We start from the raw sequence: 20,537 nt of genomic DNA, 5'->3' as shown, positions 1-20,537 counted from the left end.
GGAGCGTTTCGGCCGACCCGGCCCGGCCCTCGTAGGATGACCCGGTGCTGCCGAAGATCCTGCTGTTCTACCGCTTCGTGCCGCTCGCCGACCCCGAGTCCGTCCTGCTCTGGCAGCGCGAGCTCGCCGAGCACCTCGGCCTGCGCGGCCGGGTCCTGCTCTCGAAGGACGGTGTCAACGGCACCCTCGGCGGCGAGATGGGTGCGCTCAAGCGCTGGGTCCGCCGCACCCGCGAGCACTCCGCCTTCCGCGGTCTCGAGGTGAAGTGGAGCGACGGCACGGGCCTGGACGACGAGGGCCGCAGCGTCGACTTCCCCGGGCTCTCGGTGAAGGTGCGCGAGGAGATCGTGTCGTTCGGAGCGCCCGAGGAGCTGCGCGTGGACGAGTCCGGCGTCGTCGGCACCGGCGTCCGGCTCGCGCCCGACGAGGTCGACGCCCTGGTCGCCGAGCGCGAGGACGTGGTGTTCTTCGACGGCCGCAACGCCTTCGAGGCCGAGATCGGCCGCTTCGACGGCGCGGTCGTGCCCGGCGTCGCGAGCACCCGCGAGTTCGTCGAGCAGCTCGACTCCGGCGCCTACGACCACCTCAAGGGCCGGCCGGTCGTCACCTACTGCACCGGCGGGATCCGCTGCGAGGTGCTCTCGAGCCTGATGCTCGCCCGCGGCTTCGGCGAGGTGTACCAGCTCGACGGCGGCATCGTCCGCTACCAGGAGGCCCGCCGCGACACGGGGCTCTGGCGCGGTGCGCTCTACGTCTTCGACGGGCGCGGCTCGCTGACCTTCTCCCCGGACGCCGAGGTGCTCGGCCGCTGCGCCGTCTGCGCGGAGCCGACCAGCCGGATGCGCAACTGCACCGATCCCGCCTGCCGCGAGCAGCTCGTCGTCTGCGAGGGCTGCGGGAGCGCGTCCTGCGCGGCGCACGGCGGGGACCTCGCGGAGCGGGCTACGGTGCTCGGATGAGCATCGAAGCGCGCGGCCGCACCCTCGTCGACCTCCACACCGCCCCCGAGCTGCTGAGCGTGGTGAACGTCTGGGACGTGGTCTCGGCGACCACGATCACCGCCCTCCCCGAGACCCGGGCGCTCGCGACGGCGAGCCACTCGATCGCCGCCACCTTCGGCTACGAGGACGGCGAGCGGATCCCGCTCGACCTGCACCTCAGCATGATCGAGCGGATCGTCGCCGCGGTCGACGTCCCCGTCTCGGCGGACCTCGAGGCCGGCTACGGCGACGCCGGCGAGACCGTCCGCCGCGCCATCGAGGTCGGCGTCGTCGGCGCGAACCTCGAGGACCAGGCGAAGCCGCTCGCCGAGGCGCTGCGCTCAGTCGAGAAGGCGGTCGCCGCCGCCGAGGAGGAGGCCGTGCCCTTCGCCCTCAACGCCCGCACCGACGTCTTCCTCCGCGCCGGCGACCGCGACCGCGGCGAGGTGCTCGCCGACGCGATCGAGCGCGGACGCGCCTATCTCGACGCGGGGGCGACCTGCTTCTTCGTCCCCGGCCTGCTCCAGGACGCGGAGCTCGAGGCCCTCGTGGCCGAGCTCGGCCGCCAGCGGGTCAGCGTGATCGGCGTCCCCGGCTCGCAGTCGCCCGAAAGCCTCGAGGAGCTCGGCCTCGCCCGCGTCTCCTACGGACCGTGGACGCAGCGCGTCGCGCTGACCGCCCTGCAGGACGCGGCGACCGCCCTCTACGCCGGCGGCGCGCTGCCCGAGGGCACCCGGCCGCTGAACTGACCCCGCCGCCCGGGCGCGTTCCGCGCGCTCGGGCGTAGCGTGGGCTCATGTTCCGAGCCGTCGTCGTCGAGCAGCACTCCTCCTCCGACACCGAGACCCCGAATCGCGCACGACTGACCGAGCGGGACGATCCCGACCGCTCGCACGGGGACGTGACCCTCGCCGTCGAGTACTCGAGCGTGAACTACAAGGACGCCCTCGCTCTCGCCGGCCGGCCGGGTGTCGTGCGCCGCACCCCGCTGATCGCGGGCATCGACGTCGTCGGCACGGTCGAGTACGCGGACGGCGCCGCGGCCGAGCGCTTCGACTCCGGCGACCGCGTGGTGCTCAACGGCGCCGGCCTCGGCGAGCGCTTCGACGGCGGCTTCACCGAGCGGGCCCGCGTCGACTCCGCGTCGCTGCTGCGCATCCCCGGCGCGATCTCCTCCGCCCGCGCCGGCGCGATCGGCACCGCCGGCTTCACCGCGATGCTCGCCGTCCTCGCCCTCGAGCGGCACGGCGTCCGCCCCGGCGACGGACCGGTGCTGGTCACCGGCGCCTCGGGCGGCGTGGGCTCCCTCGCCGTCGCGCTGCTCGCGAAGCTCGGCCACGAGGTGGTCGCCTCGACCGGGCGCGCGGACGAGCACGGCGAGCTGCTCCAGCGCCTGGGCGCGACGGAGGTCCTCGACCGGGCCGAGCTGTCCGAGAAGGGCAAGCCGCTGCAGTCGGAGCGCTGGGCCGGCGCGATCGACTCCGCCGGCTCGCACACCCTCGCCAACGCGCTCGCGCAGACCCGCTGGGGTGGGACCGTCGCCGCCTGCGGTCTCGCGCAGGGCGGCGACCTGCCCGCGACGGTGATGCCGTTCATCCTGCGCGGAGTGACGCTGGCGGGCATCAACTCGGTGGAGGCACCGAGGAAGCTCCGCGAGGAGGCCTGGCGCCGGCTGGCCCACGACCTCGACCTGGAGCTGCTCGACGGGCTGACCACGGCGGTGCCGCTCGCGGGCGCGATCGACGCCGCGGCCGACCTGCTGGAAGGTCGCGCGCACGGGCGCACGCTGGTCGACGTCCGGGGCTGACGCTCCGGAGCTCGGGTCGCGCGGCGGTCCGAGCTACTCGGCGGCCTCGGTCGCGCCGCTGGGCTCGGCGGAGGCGTGACCGACGGAGGAGTCGGGGCGCGGCTTCGCGGCGGGCTTCTTCGGGGTGGGCTTCTTCGCTGCGGGCTTCTCGGGCGCAGGCAACTCGGCGGCGGGCTTCTCAGGCGCCGGCGCCTCGGTGCCGGGCTTCTCGGCGACCGGCTTTTCGGGCGCCGGCTTCTCGGGCGCCGGCTTCTCGGGCGCCGGCTTCTCGGGCGCCGGCTTCTTCGCGGGCGCCTTCTTCGCCGCGGGCTTCTTCGCGACGGTCTCCTTCTCGGCAGGCGTCTCCTCCGCAGGCGTCTGCTCGTCCCTGCGCTCCGCCTCCGCCTGCGCCGCGGCCAGGCGCTCGGCGGCCTGCTCGGCGACGGCCGGCACGACGACGAGATCGTCGGTGTCGATGACGGGGATCGCCGAGGTCGCGGTCCCCAGCTGCAGCGCCGCGATCAGCTCGGGGGCGTGCTTCGTGCTGACGATCAGTCGCGAGTACTCCTCGTCGACGAGGTCGATCACCACCGCAGCGGCCGTCCGCTTGATCAGCAGGAAGTCCTTGCCGCCGTGGAACTTCCAAGTGCCGGCTGCGAGGGTCAGCGGCACCGCGGTCCCCGGCGCCCGGATCCCGCGCACCCAGATCCACGGATCCTCGGTGACGGTCGCCGAGCGGATGCTCGAGCGCTCGACGACGACGTCGCCGCGGTGCAGGGCGAGCAGCCGTTCGGCGCGGGTCAGGCGGAGTTCGAGGCGGTCGGGGAGCACGGTCACGACGGGCATGCCCCTAGTCTGCCCCGCCCATCGCACTCGGCGCCCGGGGGTCGCGGTGGCAGCATGGAGGGATGGCCACGGATCCGGACGAGCGGCGCCTCCTCGACGCGCGCCTCGCCGAGCGGCAGGCCGAGGCTCGGCGCGAGGCCGCGGCACTCGACGAGTCCCTCCGCGAGCTCCTCCTCGACCGCGCCGACGGCACCGCCGACGACGAGCACGATCCGGAGGGCACCCCGCTCTCCGCGGAGTGGTCGCGGATGGCCGGGGTGCGCGACGCCCTCGCACGCACCGAGCGCGATCTCGCCGCCGCCCGCGCGCGCCTCGCCGCCGGCGACTACGGCGACTGCGCCCGCTGCGGCCTCCCCATCGGCGCCGCCCGCCTCGAGGCCCGCCCCACCGCCGACCTCTGCATCGCCTGCGCCCGCGCCGCCGAGTCCCGCCACCGCTGACGGCGCTGTCCACGCCCGCACCTGAAGGCCCCCACAGGTCAAGGCGTGCAGAAACCCGGGTGCTCCTGCGAGAGTTCACATGCGGTCGTACCCCCGATGGGTGGTCCCGCTCCCCCTCCCCCTTTCTCCCGCCTCTCGAAAGGCCTCCCTCCGCATGACCGAGACGTCGTCCGACCGCGTGACCGGCGCCCCGCCGGCCCCCGACCGCCGCGCCTGGCGCTCCCTCGTGGTCCTCCTGGCGGGCATGTTCATCGCCCTGCTCGACACCACCATCGTCAACGTCGCGCTGCCGACGATCCGCACCACCCTCGACGCCTCCGAGTCGACGCTCTCCTGGATCATCTCGGGCTACGCGCTCGCCTTCGGCCTCGCGCTGATCCCGGCCGGCCGCCTCGGCGACCGCTTCGGGCACAAGTGGGTCTTCGTCAGCGGCGTCGCGCTGTTCACCGTCGCGAGCTTCGCCTGCGGCCTGGCCGCCGACGACGTCCAGCTCGTCGTCGCGCGCGTCGTGCAGGGCCTCGCGGGCGGCATCTTCGTCCCGGCGGTCAACGCCTACATCCAGATCCTCTTCCGCGGCCCCGCCCGCGGCAAGGCGTTCGCGGTGATGGGCGCCGTCCTCGGCGTCTCGTCGGCGCTCGGCCCGATCATCGGCGGTCTGATCATCCAGGCCTTCGGCGACGAGAACGGCTGGCGCCTGGTCTTCTGGGTCAACCTGCCGATCGGCGTCGCGACGCTCATCGCCGCCGCGATGCTGCTGCCGACCCGCCGCGAGCTCCAGGACGGCGACCGCGCCCCGAGCGGCGGCGTCGACTGGCTCGGGCTGATCCTCGTCTCGGGCGGACTCGTCGCCCTGCTCGTGCCGCTGATCCAGGGCGAGGACGAGGGGTGGCCGCTCTGGACCTTCCTCTCGATCGCCGGCGGCGTGATCCTCCTCGCCGCGTTCGGCGCCTGGGAGGTCGCGTACACCCGCCGCGGCCGCGCGCCGCTGGTGCCGCCGACCCTGTTCCGCCACCCCGCCTTCACCGGCGGAGTGATCCTGGCGCTGGTCTACTTCGCGGCCTTCACGAGCATCTTCTTCACCATCTCGCTGCTCTGGCAGTCCGGCCTCGGCCACACGGCGCTGGAGTCGGGCCTCGTCTCGATCCCCTTCGCGATCGGCAGCATCGTCAGCTCCTCGCAGAGCAACCGCCTCACCGCGAAGCTCGGCCGCAACGTCCTGGTGCTCGGCAGCGGACTGCTCGCCGTCGGCCTGATCTGGGTGTGGCTGGTGCTGCTGACCGCGACGCCGGACTCGATCACCAACTGGCAGCTGCTCGCGCCGCTGTTCATCGCCGGCGTCGGCAACGGCTTCTTCATCGCGCCGAACGTGCAGTTCATCGTCTCGACGGTCGACCCGCAGGACGCGGGCGCGGCCAGTGGCGTCATCTCCGCGATCCAGCGGATCGGCTCGGCGGTCGGCATCGCCGCGATCGGCAGCATCCTCTTCGGCGGCCTGGTCATCACCGGCCCGGACACCGTCGCCTCGGGCTTCCTCGACGCCGCGGCCCCGGCGATGCTGGTCAGCGCGCTGATGGCGATCGCCGCCTTCGCGCTCGTCTTCGTGCTGCCGAAGTCGGTGTCGCGCCGGGGCTGACCCCGGCGCGACCGGCTACTCCTGCGGGCGCGCTGCCGCCGCGGCCTTCGCGGCGGCCGGCAGCGCGTCGACGATCCGGCCGATCGCCGCGTCGTCGTGCGCGGCCGAGACGAACCACGCCTCGAACACCGACGGCGGCAGCGAGACGCCCGCATCGAGCATCGCGTGGAAGAAGGCCGGGTAGCGGAACGACTCCTGCGCCTGGACCTGGGCGTAGTCGCGCACCGGTCCGCCGGTGTCGGTGAACATGAAGCTGAAGAGGCTGCCCGCGCTCTGCACCGTGTGCACGACGCCCTCGGCCGAGAGCGCGGCCGAGACCTCGCGCTGCAGCGTCACGGCGGTGCGGTCGAGCGAGGCGTAGACGGCGTCGTCGGCGAGCTGCAGGGTGCGGATGCCGGCGGCCACGGCGACCGGGTTCCCCGAGAGCGTGCCCGCCTGGTACACCGGCCCGAGCGGGGCCAGGTGGTCCATCACGTCCGCGCGGCCGCCGAGCGCGGCGACCGGCATCCCGCCGCCGATGACCTTGCCGAAGGTGTAGAGGTCGGCGACGTACGGCGCCTCGGCGCCATCGGCACCGGCGCCCGCGTTCTCCAGTCCCCACCAGCCGCCGGCGCTCACGCGGAAGCCGGTCAGCACCTCGTCCATGATCAGCAGCGAGCCGTTGGCGTGCACGAGCTCGGCCAGCGCCGCGTTGAAGCCCGGCGCGGGCGGCACGACGCCCATGTTCGCGGCGGCCGCCTCGGTGATCACCGCGGCGATCTCGGAGCCGCGCTCGGCGAGGACGGCGCGCACCGCGTCGAGGTCGTTGTAGGGCAGCACGATCGTCTGCGCCGCGGTGGCCGCGGTGACGCCGGCCGAGGCGGGCAGGGCGAGCGTCGCGAGACCGGAGCCCGCGTCCGCGAGCAGGCCGTCGGAGTGGCCGTGGTAGTGGCCGGAGAACTTGATCAGCAGGTCGCGGCCGGTGACCCCGCGGGCCAGGCGGATCGCGGTCATCGTCGCCTCGGTGCCCGTCGAGACCAGGCGCAGCTTCTCGATCGGCGAGACCCCGCCGGCCGTGATCCGCGCCTCCACCAGCTCGGCGAGCTCGGTCTCGGCCGGGGTCGACGCGCCGAAGGAGAGCCCGCGGGCCGCCGCCTCCTGCACGGCGGCGACGACCTCGGGGTGGGCGTGGCCGAGGACGGCCGGACCCCAGGAGCAGACCAGGTCGACGTACTCGCGGCCGTCGGCGTCGGTGATGAACGGGCCGGTCGCCGACACCATGAACCTCGGGGTCCCGCCGACCGAGCGGAAGGCGCGGACCGGCGAGTTCACGCCGCCGGGGATCGCGTGCCGGGCACGCTCGTACAGGGTGTCGTTCGCGGTGGGAGTCACCCGACCACGATACGGCGCGGACCCTTCACGGAGGATGTGCCTACTTCAGCAGATCGTTCGCCAGCTCGACGGCCCAGTAGGTGAGCACGGCGTCGGCGCCGGCGCGGACGATGCCGGTGACCGACTCCACGATCGCGGCCTCGCGGTCGATCCAGCCGTTCGCAGCGGCGGCCTCGATCATCGCGTACTCGCCGGACACCTGGTACGCCCAGACCGGCACGTCGGAGATCGCGGCGACGTCCGAGAGCACGTCGAGGTAGGACATCGCCGGCTTCACCATCACGACGTCCGCGCCCTCGGCGAGGTCGAGCGTCGCCTCGCGCAGCCCCTCGCGGCGGTTCGCCGGGTCCTGCTGGTAGGTGCGGCGGTCGCCCTCGAGCGTCGACTGCACGGCCTCGCGGAAGGGGCCGTAGAAGCTGGAGGCGTACTTCGCGGAGTAGGCGAGGATCGCGGTGTCGAGGTGGCCGGCGCCGTCGAGGGCCGCGCGGATCGCGCCGACCTGGCCGTCCATCATCCCGGAGAGGCCGAGCAGGTGCGAGCCGGCCTCGGCCTGCGCGAGCGCCATCTGCTCGTAGCGGAGCAGCGTCGCGTCGTTGTCGACCCGGCCGTGCGCGTCGAGCACGCCGCAGTGCCCGTGGTCGGTGAACTCGTCGAGGCAGAGGTCGGTCTGCACGACGAGCGCGTCGCCGACCTCCTCGACGACGACCCGCGCGGCGGCGTTGAGCACGCCGTCGGGGTCGGTCGCTCCGGAGCCCACCGCGTCGCGGGTGCTCGGCACGCCGAACAGCATGACGCCGCCGAGCCCCGCCTCGGCCGCCTCGGTCACCGCGCGGCGGACGCTGTCCAGCGAGTGGTGCGACACCCCCGGCATCGAGCCGATCGGCTGAGGTTCCGTGATGCCCTCGGCGACGAAGAGCGGGAGGACGAGCTGGGCGGGGTGGACGCGCGTCTCCCGCACGAGCCGGCGCAGGGCCGGGGTCGTGCGGAGGCGCCGCGGGCGGATCGCGGTCATGCCTCCAGCCTAAGCCGGGCTCGCGTCGCGCCCCCTGACCGTCGACATCCACTCCTCCACAGGATCGTCTCGTCGTCCTTCCTGTACAGATCACCGACGAGCGCCCGCACCCGAGGCGGTGTTCCGCCACCGTCGACACCATGGACGGAGTCGGCTCTCTCCTCGCCTCGGGCGGCGGGTTCGCTCCCGCGAGCGCCTTTCGCGCCGCCGGCGTGGACCGGTCCGCGGTCGAGCGCGCCCTGTCGACGGGCGAGATCGGCCGCGTGCGGCGCGGCTGGTACGCGATGGCAGGAGCGCCCGAGGCCGAACTGGCCGCCGTGCGTGCGGGCGGAGTCCTCACGTGCGTCTCTCTGCTGCACGCTCTCGGGCTCTGGACCACCGAGCGGCCAGGCCTGCACATCGCGCTCGGCGACTCCTTCGTCCATACCCTGCGTCCGGGGGCGGTCGGCCACTGGCGGCGATGGCCGGGTCAGGGCCGTCGCTCGTTCTCGCAGGACGGGATCGGTGCGGCGGTCCTGAATCTCATCACCTGCATCGGTGAGGACGACGCCGTCGTGACGATCGACTCGGCTCTCAACCTGGGCCTGCTCGCCGAGGACGACCTGCCGACGCTCCGCGCGCTCGCTCCGGCGGGGAAGCGGGAGGTCTTCGCCCGCGTCGACGGCCGCAGTCAGTCCGGCCTCGAGACGAAGACCCGCTTGAGCATGCGCCGCCGCAACGTGCCGGTCCGCCCGCAGGTCCTCGTCCCGCGTGTCGGCCGTGTGGACGAGGTGATCGGCGAGCGGATGGTCCTCGAGACCGACGGCTACCGCTACCACTCCAGCATCGAGCAGTTCCACGAGGACCGGCGGCGCGACCTCGAACTCGCCCGCCAGGAGTACCTCTGCATCCGGCTCGACAATCACCAGATCATGGACGACTGGCCCCGCACCGAAGCGGCCCTCTTCGAGATGATCCGCCGGAACGAGCACATGTGGACTGCAGCGCAGCGCAGGCGCCGGGCACTCGAACACCGGTGAGCGTCCACCTCGACCAGCGACGGCCGCACAACATCAGCTGAGAAGGGGGTCCCTCCTCTGTCAGCGGAGGCCCACCCGTCTCAGCTGATGTTGTGCGCGAAGAGCGCCGGTCAGCGGGGCGCGCGCTCCGCGGCGACGCCGGCGACGGCCTCGATCAGGGAGGAGGCGGAGCGCTCGTCGGCGACGACGTCGACGCGCAGGCCGAACGCGCGCGCGTCCTTGGCGGTCTGCGGGCCGATGGCGGCGACCAGCGTCGACTCGGGCACCGGGCCGAGCTGCTTCTGCACCTGCTCGGCCACGCTCCCCGAGGTGATCAGGATGGCGTGGACGGCGCCGCTCGCGACATCGGCGACGACGCGGTCCTCGACCTGCACGCCGACGGTGCGGTAGGCGACCACCGAGCGGACGTCGTGGCCGATGCGCTTCAAGCCCTCGGTCAGCAGCGGCTTCGCGATCTCGGAGCGCAGCGTGAGCACCCGGAGCGGGTGCTGCCCGCCGGTCGCCTGCTCCCACTCGGCGAGCAGGCCCTTCGCCGAGTTGTCCTCGGACGGGACCAGATCGACGGAGTAGCCGGCCGCCACGAGCGCCGCGGCCGTGGTCTCTCCAACGGCGGCGACCTTCGTGCTCGCGGGCACGGTGGTGCGGAGTAGCGAGAGCACGTCGACCGTGGTCGCGCTGGTCACCGTCATCCAGTCGAAGGCGCCGGCCTCGAGGTCGGCCAGGGCCTGCTCGAGCGCCGGGAAGTCGTCGGTCGGCGCGAAGTTGATCATGGGAGCGACGACGGGCGACGCTCCCTTCGCGCGCAGGGCACCGGCGACGCCGTCGCCCCACGGACCTCCGCGGGGGACGAGGACACGCCAGCCCTGCAACGGCTTCTCCCACTGGGAGTAGGCGGCGGGCACGATCACGAAGAGGCTCCCAGAGGTGCGAGTTGGGCGGCACCCGCACCGAGAAGCGCGTCAGCGAGCAGAGAGCCGCAACGGAACGCGGCTTCGACGACGGGCAGTTCGCGACCACCATACTGCGAAACCGCCAGGTGTCGAGGTCCGTCGACCGAACCGTTATCGATCGGCTCCGCCACCTCCCGAGAGAGGGACGCCGAGCCGTCCACCGCGAAGACCACGCCGCGCGTCACCACACGGCCGGCCTCGACCGTCGCGCTCGCGCCGATCGGCGCCGCGCAGCCCGCCTCGAGCACGGCGAGCAGCGCCCGCTCGGCGGTGATCGCCGCCCGGGTGGGAGCGTGCTCGACGGCCGCGAGGGCCGCGCGCAGATCGTCGGACGGCTCCTCGTCCCGGACCTCGATCGCCAGCGCACCCTGACCGGGCGCGTGCGGTGAGACGCCGAAGTCGAGCACCTCGGTGACGGCGTCGGTGCGCCCGAGGCGCCGCAGCCCCGACAGGGCGAGCACGATCGCGTCCAGCGGCGACGAGCTCCCGTCGGCCACCCGGCCGAGCCGGGTGTCGATGTTCCCGCGGATGTCCACGATCTCGAGGTCGGGGCGCGCCGCGAGCAGTGCCGCGCGACGCCGCGGAGACCCGGTGCCGACCCGCGCACCGCGGGGCAGCGTCGCGAGGGTCGCCCCGTCGCGGGCGCAGAGCGCGTCGCGCGGATCCTCTCGCTCGGGCACCGCGCCGAGGACGAGGCCCTCGACCGGTGCCGTCGGCAGATCCTTGAGCGAGTGCACGATCGCGTCGCAGCGCCCGGCCAGCAGCGCGTCGCGCAGCGCGCTCACGAAGACCCCGGTGCCGCCGAGGGAGGCGAGCGAGCCGCGCATCCGGTCGCCGTCGGACTCGATGCGCACCAGCTCGACGGGCACGCCGGCGGCCTGCGCCATGCGATCGGCGGTCATCCGGGTCTGCGCCACCGCGAGCGCGCTCGCGCGGGTGCCGACTCGGATGCTCACGGGGCGCTGCTCCCCGTCACAGGGCGACCCCGCCCGTCACGGCGCGATCCCCGCCAGCGCCGGCTTGAAGCCCGCGCGCACGTTCTCGCAGCAGCCGGGACGGCAGACGTCGTACCAGGGGCCGAGCGCCGTCATCGACGGACGGTCCTCCACGGGCGTGCCGTTGACCCGCTCCATCACCAGGTCGACGAGACCGGAGACGTAGACCGGGTCGGTGCCCGGCGTCGCGACGCGGACGGCGACGAGGCCGTGCTCCCCCGAGGTCTCGAGCGCCTCGTTGTCGAGGTCCCACATGACCTCCATGTGGTCCGAGACGAAGCCGAGCGGAACGATCACCAGCGCCCTGCGGCCCTTGGCGGGCAGCTCGGCGATCGCGTCGTTGATGTCGGGCTCGAGCCACGGCTGGGTGGGCGGGCCGGAGCGCGACTGGTAGACGAGCTGCCACGGCACGTCCTCCGCGCCGGCGGCCGCCATCACGACCTCCGCGACCGCGAGGTGCTGCGCCTCGTAGGCGCCGCCGTCGCCGAACTGGTGGACGTCGACGACCGTGCCGTCCTCGTGCCGCTCGTGCGGGCCGCTGCGCGCGGCGTCGGTGGAGGGGATCGAGTGCGTCGCGAAAAGCACCTCGACCTCAGTCGCCACGTCCAGCCCGGGCAGGCGCGAGCGCAGCTCGTCGAGCCCGTCGTGGACGGCCTTCACGAACGGCATGACGAAGCCGGGGTGGTCGAAGAACTGGCGGACCTTGTCGATCCGCAGCTCGCCCTCGAGGCCGGTCGCGTCGAGGGCGGCCGCGAAGTCCTCGCGGTACTGCCGGCAGGAGGAGAAGGAGGAGTAGGCGCTGGTCGCGATGGCGATCAGGTTCGAGAAGCCGCGCTCCTTCGCCTCCGTCACCGCCTCGCTCATGTACGGCGCCCAGTTGCGGTTGCCCCAGAGCACCGGGAGGTCGATGCCGCGGTTCGCGAGCTCGGCCTCGAGGGCGGACTTCAGCGCGCGGTTCTGCGCGTTGATCGGGCTGACGCCGCCGAAGTGGCGGTAGTGGTGGGCGACCTCCTCGAGGCGCTCCTCCGGGATGCCGCGGCCGCGGGTGACGTTGCGCAGGAACGGGATGACGTCGTCCTGGCCCTCGGGGCCGCCGAAGCCGGCGAGCAGGATCGCGTCGTAGGCGACCGGCTCGGTGACGTGCTCGGGGCCGGACGCCGCCGCCGGCGTGGCACCGCGGACGAGGACGCCCTCGGCGACCTCGGGGACGGGTTCGGCGAAGTCGCGCGCCTCGGGGGCGGGGACCGTGCTGCTCATCGGAGGACCTCGGCGATCTGGTCGGCCTCGATGCGCCGACCGGTGTAGAAGGGGACTTCCTCGCGCACGTGGCGGCGGGCCTCGGTGGCTCGCAGATCGCGCATGAGGTCGACCAGGTTGACCAGCTCCTCGTCCTCGAGCGCGAGGATCCACTCGTAGTCGCCGAGCGAGAACGAGGCCACCGTGTTGGTCAGCACGGAGCGGAAGCGCGAGCCCTGACGGCCGTGCTGGGCGAGCATCGTGCGGCGCTCCTCCTCGGGGAGGATGTACCACTCGTAGGAGCGGACGAACGGGTAGACCGTCAGCCAGCGGGCGGGCGCCTTCCCGCGCATGTAGGCGGGGAGGTGGTTCGCGCTGAACTCGGCGTCGCGGTGCACGCCCATCGCGTTCCAGGTGGGCAGCAGCGCGCAGAGCAGCTCGGTGCGGCGCAGCTCGCGGTAGGCGCGCTGCAGCTCCTCGGGCGCGGCTCCGGTGAGCCAGAGCATGATGTCGGCGTCGGCGCGCAGGGCCGAGACGTCGTAGGTGCCGCGCACCGTGACGCCCTCGCCCGCGAGCCGCGCGACGGTGTCCTCGTAGTCGGCGGCCGCCTGGGCGGCCTCGTCGGCGGAGAGGGTGAACGGACGTGAGGGATCCCTGCGGAGAACCGCCCAGAGCGTGTATCCCAGGGCCTGATCGGAGTGATCCTGATCGGCGGGGGGCTGCGGCGCCGGAGCGGCGCTCGTGTCGGGGGCGGACTGAACGGGACCCGCCGTGTCGGCGGTCTGATCGGTCATTGATCCATCATCCCTCCGCTCGTGCGGATGCACAAAAGCGGGAGGGGCTCTGGCGCCGAGGGGTCCGGAGCGCTAGCGATCCGGACCCCTCCGCGCCAGGAGGTGACGCGGGTGCAGTCAGTCCTCGACGACGGCGCGGACGATGCCCCAGACGACGAGGCCGACCGCGGCGGCCGCGCCGGCGGCACCGGCGATCAGGGCCTCGGGGTGGTGCTTGCGCACGACGGAGACCTTGCGCTCGAGCGTCCGCTGGACGTTCCGCACCTTGCGCGGGACGTTCACCTTGTACTCGATCGCGTCGAGCGTCGCGGCGAGCTCGGTGCGCGCGCGCTCGATGTCGGCCTTCAGCTGGCTCGGCTGGAGCTCCGCCGGGTCGACGAAGCGGGGCGTGGTGCTGGATACAGCGCGATCAGTTGTCATAGCTGCCGACTCCCTTGAACGCCTGGACGTCCTTCTTGATGCTCTCGATCGAGTCCTGCGGAACGGGCGGGACGGCCTTCTTGATCGACTTGACGCCGACCAGGATCAGCACGACCGCCACCAGCAGGAAGAACACGGTCACGATCAGCGCCGACAGCCAGGCGGGGAGCCAGGAGGCGATGCCGATGATCGCGAAGGTGACGAGGGTCGCCCACGCGGTGAGGAGGAAGAAGGCCGCGACCGCGAACAGCGCGACCGCGAGTCCGGCGCTCTTCGCCTTGCCGGACAGCTCGTTCTTGAGGGACGCGATCTCGGCCTTGACGAGCTCGATCACGAGACCGGGGAGGTCGCTGACCAGCTCGCCCAGCGATCGGGCGTTCTTCGGATTGCGTTCGTTCACCACGGGGGCTCCTCGGAGGGTGGTCGTGCCGGGCCTCGGCCGAACGGACGGCCCGGAGGGATGAGGACTACGCCTTGCTGGTGGAGGACGACGACGTCGATCCTCCGGAGCCGGCCGCGGCAGCGGCCTCGTCGACCTTCGACGCGGCCGAGCGGGCCGCGGCGGTCGCCTCGGCCGAGGAGGCGCCCTGGGCCTTCTTGCCGCCGGACACCGCCTTCACCACGACGGTGCGGACGAGCTCGTAGGCCTTGTCCGAGACGGTGCTGAGCTGCGTCTTCGCCGCTCCGCCGACGGCGCCCGCGACGTCCTGCACGGGCTGCGTCTTCCAGAACTTGTTCGCCGCCGAGGCGATCTGCTCGTACCGCTTGCGACCGGCACGCGCTCCCAGCACGTAGCCGGCTGCGGCTCCTGCCACGAAAAGAATCTTGCCCTTCACGCCTACTCCTCGTCCTGGGCCGCTCTCGCGGCTCGTTCACGCGGTCGATGACCACTCGTGTCGGGGCACGCCGCAGTCATGCGGGAGCCTCCGACCCAGAGTAGCCGTCGCCGTCATATTCTTCGCGCGGTATGCCGACGCCTTGACGCACCAGTCGGCGGCGGATAAGAGCGGCGGTCTCGGCGGCGTGCGGGAGCACCGAGGCCAGCCCGGTCCCCGCGAGCCAGGTGCCGGTGACGGCGATCCCGGCGACCGGGGCGAGCGCCGCGCGGAAGGCCTCCAGGTGCGCGCGGCGGCCGAGCGCCGCGGCCGGGCGGACGTTCGCCCAGCGCACGCGGGCCGAGTCGACGAGGGTCGCCGGGTCGAGCTCGATCCCCAGCAGGATCGACGCGTCGCGCAGGGCGGTCGCGGCCGCCTCGGCGTCGCTCGCGCCCTCCAGCGGCGGATGCTCGCCCGGGCGCCCGTAGGAGAGGCGGAGGACGTGCCGTCCCGCGGGCAGGCCGGCCGCAAGCCAGGCCCACTTCGCGGTGGCGTGGGTGATCGCCTTCGCCGTGACGTCCCGGGCGGTCGGCGCGACGAGCACGCCGGAGCCGCGCGGGGCGGCGTCCAGGCGGGCGTCGTCGACGACGAGGGTGACCAGCTCGACGGAGTCGTGCAGCACCTCGGCCGCCTCGTCGCGCACGGCGGGGACGATCCCGGCGAGCAGCTCGCGCGCGTCGCGCTCCGGCGTCGAGACGATGACGGCGCGGGCGCTGAGCACCGCGCCGTCGCCGAGGGTGAGCAGGAACGGCTCGCCGTCGCCCTCGAGCCGGGTCACGCCGGTCCGCACCCGGATCTCGCCGGAGAGGTAGTCGATCAGCTCGACGAGCGCGGCGACCAGCCGGTGCATCCCGCCGTCGATCCCGCGGACGGCCACGCCGGCCGGGAGGTTCGCACGCAGGGCGGCGACCGCGCCCGCCAGGGAGCCCGCCCGGGTGATCGCCCCGTTCAGCCCCGGAGCCGCCGCGTCGACGTCGATGTCCTCGGGGCGGCTGGAGTAGACGCCGGAGACGACGGGCGCCACGAGATCGTCCAGGACCCGCTGCCCCATCCGGGTGCGCACCAGCTCGGCGAGGGAGTGGGCCCGGCCGATCCGCAGCACCGGCATCACGGCGTCGAGCCAGGCGCGCGCGGCGCCGCGGCGGCCGATCGCGCGGACGACGTCGGGTGCGAGCGGGGTGCCGGGGATGCCGAGGATCCCGGCGCGCGGCGAGGGGACGGAGCGCCCGCCCGCGAGGTGCAGCCAGGATCCGCCGGTCCGCGGCTCGACGATCGACTCGGCGAGCGGACGGCCGTCGAGGGTGAGCGCGGCGAGCGCCTTCTCGACGTGACCGCCGCGGGTGGCGAAGCTCTCGGCGCCGGCGTCGAGGACGGCTCCGGCGATCTCGAGGGGGGCGACCGAGCCGCCGACCGCGTCGCCCGCCTCGAGCACCACCACGCGCAGGCCGATCCGCAGGCACTCGGCGGCGGCGGCGAGCCCCGCCACTCCCCCGCCGACGACCGCGACGTCGTAGTCGGCGCCGGCCCCGCTGCCGTGCTCCTCGGTGCTGGTCCCCTCGGTGCTGGTCCCCTCGGTCATGGCCGCCAGGCGTGCACGTGCGCGACCAGGCGCGTCAGCACGTCGGGGTCGGTCTCGGGCGGCACGCCGTGGCCCAGGTTGAGCACGTGGGCCGGCGCGCTGGTGCCGCGGCGGAGGACGTCGTCGACGTGCGCGGCCAGCACCTCCCACGGGGCGGAGAGCAGCGCCGGGTCGACGTTGCCCTGCACCGGCACGAAGCCGCCGAGCCGGTGGTTCGCCTCGTCGAGCGGGATGCGGTAGTCGACGCCGACGACGTCCGCGCCGATCCCGTGCATCGCGCCGAGCAGCTCGCCGGTGCCGACGCCGAAGTGCACGATCGGCACGTTCCGGCGGGTCTCGCCGTGATCGTAGGCCAGGTCGCGCACGTGGGTCAGCGCCCGCGAGGAGGCGGGAGCCACGTGCGCGGTGTAGTCGGCGAGGGACAGCGCGCCGGCCCAGGAGTCGAACAGCTGCGCGGCGCTCGCCCCGGCCAGCACCTGTGCGCGGAGGAAGCGGCCGGTCACCTCGGCGGTCCACTCCATCAGCCGGGCCCAGGCCTCGGGGTCGGCGTGCATCAGGGTGCGGGCGCGGATGTGGTCCTTGGACGGCCCGCCCTCCACGAGGTAGGCCGCGAGCGTGAAGGGGGCGCCGGCGAAGCCGATCAGCGGTGTCCCGCCCTCGCCGATCTCCCGCAGACCCTCGACCGTGCGGCGGACGCCCTCGCGGATCGGCTCGAGCGTCTCGTCGAGCAGGGCCGGATCGAGCGCGACCAGCTCGTCGACGTCCGCGGCGGTGCGCACCGCCTTCTCGAGAACGGGTCCGCGCCCGGGGACGATGTCGACCGCGACGCCCGCGAGGCGCAGCGGGATGACGATGTCGCTGAAGAAGATCGCCGCGTCCACGCCGTGACGCCGGATCGGCTGCAGGGTGATCTCGCTCGCGAGCGCCGGGTCGAGGCAGGCGTCGAGCATCTGGGTGTCGGTGCGCAGCGCCCGGTACTCGGGCAGGCTGCGACCGGCCTGGCGCATGAACCAGACGGGCGTCGACTCCGGTCGATCGGAGCGGTAGGCCCGCAGGAGAGAGGAGTCGGCCGTGCGCCCGGAGGCGAGCGGGTGCAGCGGATCGAGCAGGCCGGCGATGGGGGAGGTCACCGCGGCATTATTCCAGGCCCCGCTGATCCGGGAGCATTCGTGCAGTCTTCCCCAGGACCGCGGCCGACCCCCGGACGCCCCGGGTAGACTGCCCGGGTGCTTCTGTGTCTGACGGCGTCGCACAAGAACGCCAGCTTCGATCTCCTCGAGAAGCTCTCCGTCGACTCCTCCGCCGTCGCGTCGGCGCTCTCGGACGGCATCGACTTCGTCTCGGGTGCCGTGGTCGTCGCGACCTGCAACCGCTTCGAGGCCTACCTCGACATCGACGAGCCGCTCACCGCCGCGCAGGCCGTGACCGTCGAGGCCGCCACCGCCGCGGTGAGCGCCGCGACCGGCGTCGAGCAGGACGAGCTGCGCAGCTCGGTCACCGTCGTCTCGGGCGACCGCGTCGCCGAGCACCTCTTCGCCGTCTCCAGCGGGCTCGAGTCCGTCGTCGTCGGCGAGGGCGAGATCGCCGGCCAGGTCCGCCGCTCGCTCGAGGAGGCCCGCCGCCTCGGCACCACCTCCTCCGAGCTCGAGCGCCTCTTCCAGCGCGCCTCGCAGACCTCGCGCGGGATCAAGAACCGCACCGGCCTCGGCAGCGCCGGCCGCTCGATCGTGCGCCTCGCCCTCGACCTCGCCTCCAGCCGCATCACCGACTGGCGCGCCGCCCGGGTGCTGCTGATCGGCACCGGCAGCTACGCCCGCGCGACCGTCGCCGCGCTGCGCGACCGCGGCGTGCTCGAGATCGCCGTCCACTCCCCCTCCGGCCGCGCCGAGGGCTTCGCGGCCCGCCGCGCGCTCCGCCCGATCGACGGCGCCGAGCTGGCGACCGAGGCCGTGGCCGCCGACGTCGTCATCACCTGCACCACCACCCAGGAGCCCGTCCTCGACGCGGCGATCCTCGCGGAGGGACGCCTGCGCGGCTTCTCCCGCGAGCGCCAGCTGGTCATCGACCTCGGCCTCCCCCGCAACGTCGCCGCCGACGTCACCACCGTGACCGGCGTCGAGCTGCTCGACCTCGAGACGATCAGCCTGCACGCCCCGCTCGACGTGCTCGACGCGTCGACCCAGGCGCGCGCCCTGGTCGACAAGGCCGTCCGCAAGTTCTCCGACGTCGCCGACGAGAAGAGCCTCACCCCCGCCGTGGTCGCCCTCCGCGCCCACGTCTTCGATGCGCTCGACGCCGAGATCGAGCGCGCCCGTTCGCGCGGCGACGAGGACGGCCGCACCGAGCAGGCGCTGCGGCACCTGGCCGGCGTGCTGCTGCATACCCCGAGCGTCCGCGCCCGGGACTACGCCCGCGCCGGCGAGCAGGAGGCGTACCTCACCGGCCTCGAGGCGCTGTTCGGCATCGAGGTGCCGGCCGAGCGCACCGCCGCCCGCCCGCTCGAGGCCGGCGACGCGTCCGCGGCCTCGGCGTGACGCCGCTCCGGCTCCCGTACGAGGCGGAGCCGATCGAGACGGAGCGGCTGCTGCTGCGTCCGCTCTCGCTCGACGACGCCGAGGACCACGCCCGCTACCAGGGCGATCCGGAGGCCGTCCGCTATCTGCGCTGGCCGGTGCGGACCCCCGAGGAGTCGCGCGCGCACCTGGCCGTCCGGCTGCCGTCGGACCGGCTCGCGGCCGACGGCGACGTCGTCGTGCTGGCGATCGTGCCGCGGTCGGGGCCGTTCGCCGGCCGGGTCGTCGGCGACCTGACCCTGATCGCGTCCTCCGTCGAGCAGGCCGGCGTCGAGATCGGCTGGGTCCTGCACCCGGAGGCGCAGGGTCGGGGCTTCGCGACGGAGGCCGCCCGCGCCCTGATCGACCTGTCGTTCGACCGGCTCGGCGCCCACCGGGTCGTCGCACAGCTCGACGCGCGCAACACCGCCTCCGCCCGCCTCTGCGAGCGGCTCGGCCTGCGCCTCGAGGCGCACCACCTCGACGACGAGTTCTGCAAGGGCGAGTGGACCTCGACCCTCGTCTACGCCCTCCTCGCCCGCGAGCGCTGACGCCCTCCGGGTCTCGATACGCCCCTGCGGGGCTACTCGACCAGCACGATCCTCCGCTGATCGAGTAGCCCGCGGAGCGGGCGTATCGAGATCCAGGAAGGGTCAGGCGCCGCGCAGGCCCGTGAAGAGGTGGGTCTCCAGCTGGTCGAGCGGGATGCGCTCCTGCTTCATGGTGTCGCGGTCGCGCACGGTCACCGCGTTGTCCTCGAGCGAGTCGAAGTCGATGGTCACGCAGTAGGGCGTGCCGATCTCGTCCTGGCGGCGGTAGCGTCGACCGATCGCGCCGGAGTCGTCGAAGTCGACGTTCCAGAGCGCGCGGAGCCGGTCGGCGACCTCGCGGGCGAGCGGCGAGAGCGCCTCGTTGCGCGAGAGCGGCAGCACGGCGACCTTCACCGGCGCGAGACGCGGGTCGAGGTGCAGCACGGTGCGCGTCTCGACCTTGCCCTTCGCGTTCGGCGGCAGCTCCTGCTCCTCGTACGCGTCGACGAGGAACGCCATCAGCGCGCGGGTCAGGCCGAAGGACGGCTCGATCACGAACGGCACGAAGCGCTCGTTCTTCGTCTGGTCGAAGAAGGAGAGGTCCTTGCCGGAGTGCTCCATGTGCGTCTTGAGGTCGAAGTCCGTGCGGTTCGCGACCCCCATCAGCTCGCCCCACTCGCCCGACGCGAAGCTGAAGCGGTACTCGATGTCGACGGTGCGCTTGGAGTAGTGGGAGAGCTTGTCCTTCGGGTGCTCGAACTGGCGGATGTTCTCCGGCGAGATCCCGAGGTCGACGAACCAGTCCCAGGCCAGCTGCATCCAGGTCTCCTGCCACTCCTCGTCCGTGCCGGGCTCGACGAAGAACTCGAGCTCCATCTGCTCGAACTCGCGGGTGCGGAAGATGAAGTTGCCGGGGGTGATCTCGTTGCGGAACGCCTTGCCGATCTGGCCGATGCCGAACGGCGGCTTCTTCCGCGCGCTCTGCAGCACGTTGGCGAAGTTGGTGAAGATGCCCTGCGCGGTCTCGGGGCGGAGGTAGTGCAGCCCGGACTCGTCGTCGACGACGCCGAGGTAGGTCTTCATCAGCCCGGAGAACTGCTTGATCTCGGTCCACTGGCCGATCCTGTCGGGGTGCTCCGGGTCCGGGATGTCGGCGAGGCCGTTCTCGGGCGCGTGCCCGTTGACCTCCTCGTACTTCTCGAAGAGGTGGTCGGCGCGGTAGCGCTTGTGCGTGATCAGCGACTCGGTCAGCGGGTCGGAGAAGACCCCGACGTGACCGGAGGCGCTCCAGATCGCGGTCGGCAGGATCACGGCCGAGTCGAGGCCGACGACGTCGCCGCGGCCCTGCACGAACGCCTTCCACCACTGGCGCTTGATGTTCTCCTTGAGCTCGACGCCGAGGGGGCCGTAGTCCCAGGCGGAGCGGGTGCCTCCGTAGATCTCGCCCGAGGGGAAGACGAACCCCCGGTGCTGGGCGAGGGTGACGACCTTGTCGAGGGTGGTGGGTTCTGCCACGGGG

21 protein-coding genes are annotated in these 20,537 nt (G+C 73.4%); 8 read left to right on the top strand and 13 right to left on the bottom strand.

Annotation, left to right across the window (positions count from 1 at the left end; translation table 11 throughout):
• The first annotated feature begins 44 nt into the window (after positions 1–44).
• The 3 genes from EDF45_RS02845 to EDF45_RS02835 are packed head-to-tail and all read left to right on the top strand — an operon-like array spanning position 45 to position 2,787.
• Complete coding sequence (locus EDF45_RS02845) at positions 45–959, top strand: rhodanese-related sulfurtransferase (protein ID WP_260311746.1); 915 nt, start codon at positions 45–47, stop codon at positions 957–959.
• A complete protein-coding gene (locus tag EDF45_RS02840) occupies positions 956–1,729 on the top strand; it encodes an isocitrate lyase/phosphoenolpyruvate mutase family protein (RefSeq protein WP_123734900.1) in 774 nt (257 codons plus the stop codon). Before EDF45_RS02845 ends, EDF45_RS02840 begins: the two co-directional genes overlap by 4 nt.
• 47 nt (positions 1,730–1,776) lie before the next feature.
• The gene (locus tag EDF45_RS02835) at positions 1,777–2,787 is read left to right on the top strand and encodes an MDR family oxidoreductase (RefSeq protein WP_123444879.1); all 1,011 of its coding nucleotides are present in this window, start codon (positions 1,777–1,779) and stop codon (positions 2,785–2,787) included.
• A gap of 33 nt (positions 2,788–2,820) precedes the next feature.
• Here EDF45_RS02835 and EDF45_RS21685 read toward each other — a convergent pair whose 3' ends face one another.
• Positions 2,821–3,612, bottom strand: a complete 792-nt coding sequence (locus EDF45_RS21685) for a hypothetical protein (protein ID WP_243580997.1) — start codon at positions 3,610–3,612, stop codon at positions 2,821–2,823.
• A 62-nt stretch (positions 3,613–3,674) separates the two neighbouring features.
• Here EDF45_RS21685 and EDF45_RS02825 point away from each other — a divergent pair, with 62 nt between their 5' ends.
• Positions 3,675–4,052 carry a TraR/DksA C4-type zinc finger protein gene (locus EDF45_RS02825; protein WP_123733386.1) on the top strand — a complete coding sequence of 126 codons (378 nt, stop codon included), beginning with the start codon at positions 3,675–3,677 and terminating at the stop codon, positions 4,050–4,052.
• Positions 4,053–4,206: 154 nt separating this feature from the next.
• Positions 4,207–5,685, top strand: a complete 1,479-nt coding sequence (locus EDF45_RS02820) for an MFS transporter (RefSeq protein WP_123734899.1) — start codon at positions 4,207–4,209, stop codon at positions 5,683–5,685.
• Between the two features lie 15 nt (positions 5,686–5,700).
• Here EDF45_RS02820 and hemL read toward each other — a convergent pair whose 3' ends face one another.
• Together hemL and hemB are read right to left on the bottom strand one after the other, a co-directional pair.
• The gene (gene hemL / locus EDF45_RS02815; protein ID WP_185020071.1) at positions 5,701–7,056 is read right to left on the bottom strand and encodes a glutamate-1-semialdehyde 2,1-aminomutase; all 1,356 of its coding nucleotides are present in this window, start codon (positions 7,054–7,056) and stop codon (positions 5,701–5,703) included.
• Between the two features lie 40 nt (positions 7,057–7,096).
• On the bottom strand, positions 7,097–8,068 hold the full coding sequence (gene hemB, locus EDF45_RS02810) for a porphobilinogen synthase (protein ID WP_123734898.1): 972 nt from the start codon (positions 8,066–8,068) through the stop codon (positions 7,097–7,099).
• A 140-nt stretch (positions 8,069–8,208) separates the two neighbouring features.
• Here hemB and EDF45_RS02805 point away from each other — a divergent pair, with 140 nt between their 5' ends.
• Positions 8,209–9,087: an endonuclease domain-containing protein gene (locus EDF45_RS02805; RefSeq protein WP_123734897.1), complete on the top strand. Its 879-nt coding sequence runs from the start codon at positions 8,209–8,211 to the stop codon at positions 9,085–9,087.
• Between the two features lie 110 nt (positions 9,088–9,197).
• On the opposite strand, the gene EDF45_RS02800 is transcribed toward EDF45_RS02805, so the two are convergent.
• The 9 genes from EDF45_RS02800 to hemE form a co-directional block, all read right to left on the bottom strand.
• Complete coding sequence (locus tag EDF45_RS02800) at positions 9,198–9,992, bottom strand: uroporphyrinogen-III synthase (protein WP_123735557.1); 795 nt, start codon at positions 9,990–9,992, stop codon at positions 9,198–9,200.
• A complete protein-coding gene (gene hemC / locus EDF45_RS02795) occupies positions 9,992–10,939 on the bottom strand; it encodes a hydroxymethylbilane synthase (RefSeq protein ID WP_243581134.1) in 948 nt (315 codons plus the stop codon). The genes EDF45_RS02800 and hemC overlap by 1 nt, the downstream gene beginning before the upstream one ends.
• A 90-nt stretch (positions 10,940–11,029) precedes the next feature.
• Complete coding sequence (locus EDF45_RS02790; RefSeq protein WP_123734895.1) at positions 11,030–12,289, bottom strand: ferrochelatase; 1,260 nt, start codon at positions 12,287–12,289, stop codon at positions 11,030–11,032.
• A complete protein-coding gene (hemQ, locus tag EDF45_RS02785) occupies positions 12,286–13,062 on the bottom strand; it encodes a hydrogen peroxide-dependent heme synthase (protein WP_123734894.1) in 777 nt (258 codons plus the stop codon). The genes EDF45_RS02790 and hemQ overlap by 4 nt, the downstream gene beginning before the upstream one ends.
• A 117-nt stretch (positions 13,063–13,179) precedes the next feature.
• A complete protein-coding gene (locus EDF45_RS02780; RefSeq protein WP_123444872.1) occupies positions 13,180–13,482 on the bottom strand; it encodes a DUF3618 domain-containing protein in 303 nt (100 codons plus the stop codon).
• The gene (locus EDF45_RS02775) at positions 13,472–13,885 is read right to left on the bottom strand and encodes a phage holin family protein (protein ID WP_123733381.1); all 414 of its coding nucleotides are present in this window, start codon (positions 13,883–13,885) and stop codon (positions 13,472–13,474) included. The genes EDF45_RS02780 and EDF45_RS02775 overlap by 11 nt, the downstream gene beginning before the upstream one ends.
• A gap of 64 nt (positions 13,886–13,949) precedes the next feature.
• Positions 13,950–14,297: a YtxH domain-containing protein gene (locus EDF45_RS02770; RefSeq protein ID WP_185020070.1), complete on the bottom strand. Its 348-nt coding sequence runs from the start codon at positions 14,295–14,297 to the stop codon at positions 13,950–13,952.
• 97 nt (positions 14,298–14,394) lie between these two features.
• The gene (locus EDF45_RS02765) at positions 14,395–15,936 is read right to left on the bottom strand and encodes an NAD(P)/FAD-dependent oxidoreductase (protein ID WP_123734893.1); all 1,542 of its coding nucleotides are present in this window, start codon (positions 15,934–15,936) and stop codon (positions 14,395–14,397) included.
• Entirely contained in the window at positions 15,933–17,066 is a 1,134-nt protein-coding gene (gene hemE, locus EDF45_RS21540; RefSeq protein ID WP_243581005.1) for a uroporphyrinogen decarboxylase, read from the bottom strand. The genes EDF45_RS02765 and hemE overlap by 4 nt, the downstream gene beginning before the upstream one ends.
• Before the next feature lie 96 nt (positions 17,067–17,162).
• Here hemE and EDF45_RS21535 point away from each other — a divergent pair, with 96 nt between their 5' ends.
• Positions 17,163–18,470 carry a glutamyl-tRNA reductase gene (locus EDF45_RS21535; RefSeq protein ID WP_221181077.1) on the top strand — a complete coding sequence of 436 codons (1,308 nt, stop codon included), beginning with the start codon at positions 17,163–17,165 and terminating at the stop codon, positions 18,468–18,470.
• A complete protein-coding gene (locus EDF45_RS02755) occupies positions 18,467–19,039 on the top strand; it encodes a GNAT family N-acetyltransferase (RefSeq protein ID WP_260311745.1) in 573 nt (190 codons plus the stop codon). Before EDF45_RS21535 ends, EDF45_RS02755 begins: the two co-directional genes overlap by 4 nt.
• Positions 19,040–19,141: 102 nt before the next feature.
• On the opposite strand, the gene EDF45_RS02750 is transcribed toward EDF45_RS02755, so the two are convergent.
• Positions 19,142–20,533 (bottom strand): glycine--tRNA ligase, encoded by a 1,392-nt coding sequence (locus EDF45_RS02750; RefSeq protein ID WP_123734891.1) that lies wholly within the window; start codon positions 20,531–20,533, stop codon positions 19,142–19,144.
• Positions 20,534–20,537: the final 4 nt, after the last annotated feature.

It is taken from the genome of Rathayibacter sp. PhB186 (assembly GCF_003751825.1).
Lineage (GTDB): Bacteria > Actinomycetota > Actinomycetes > Actinomycetales > Microbacteriaceae > Rathayibacter > Rathayibacter festucae.
Note: the sequence above shows the minus strand (reverse complement) of the source record. Positions and strands in the feature narration are given on the sequence as shown.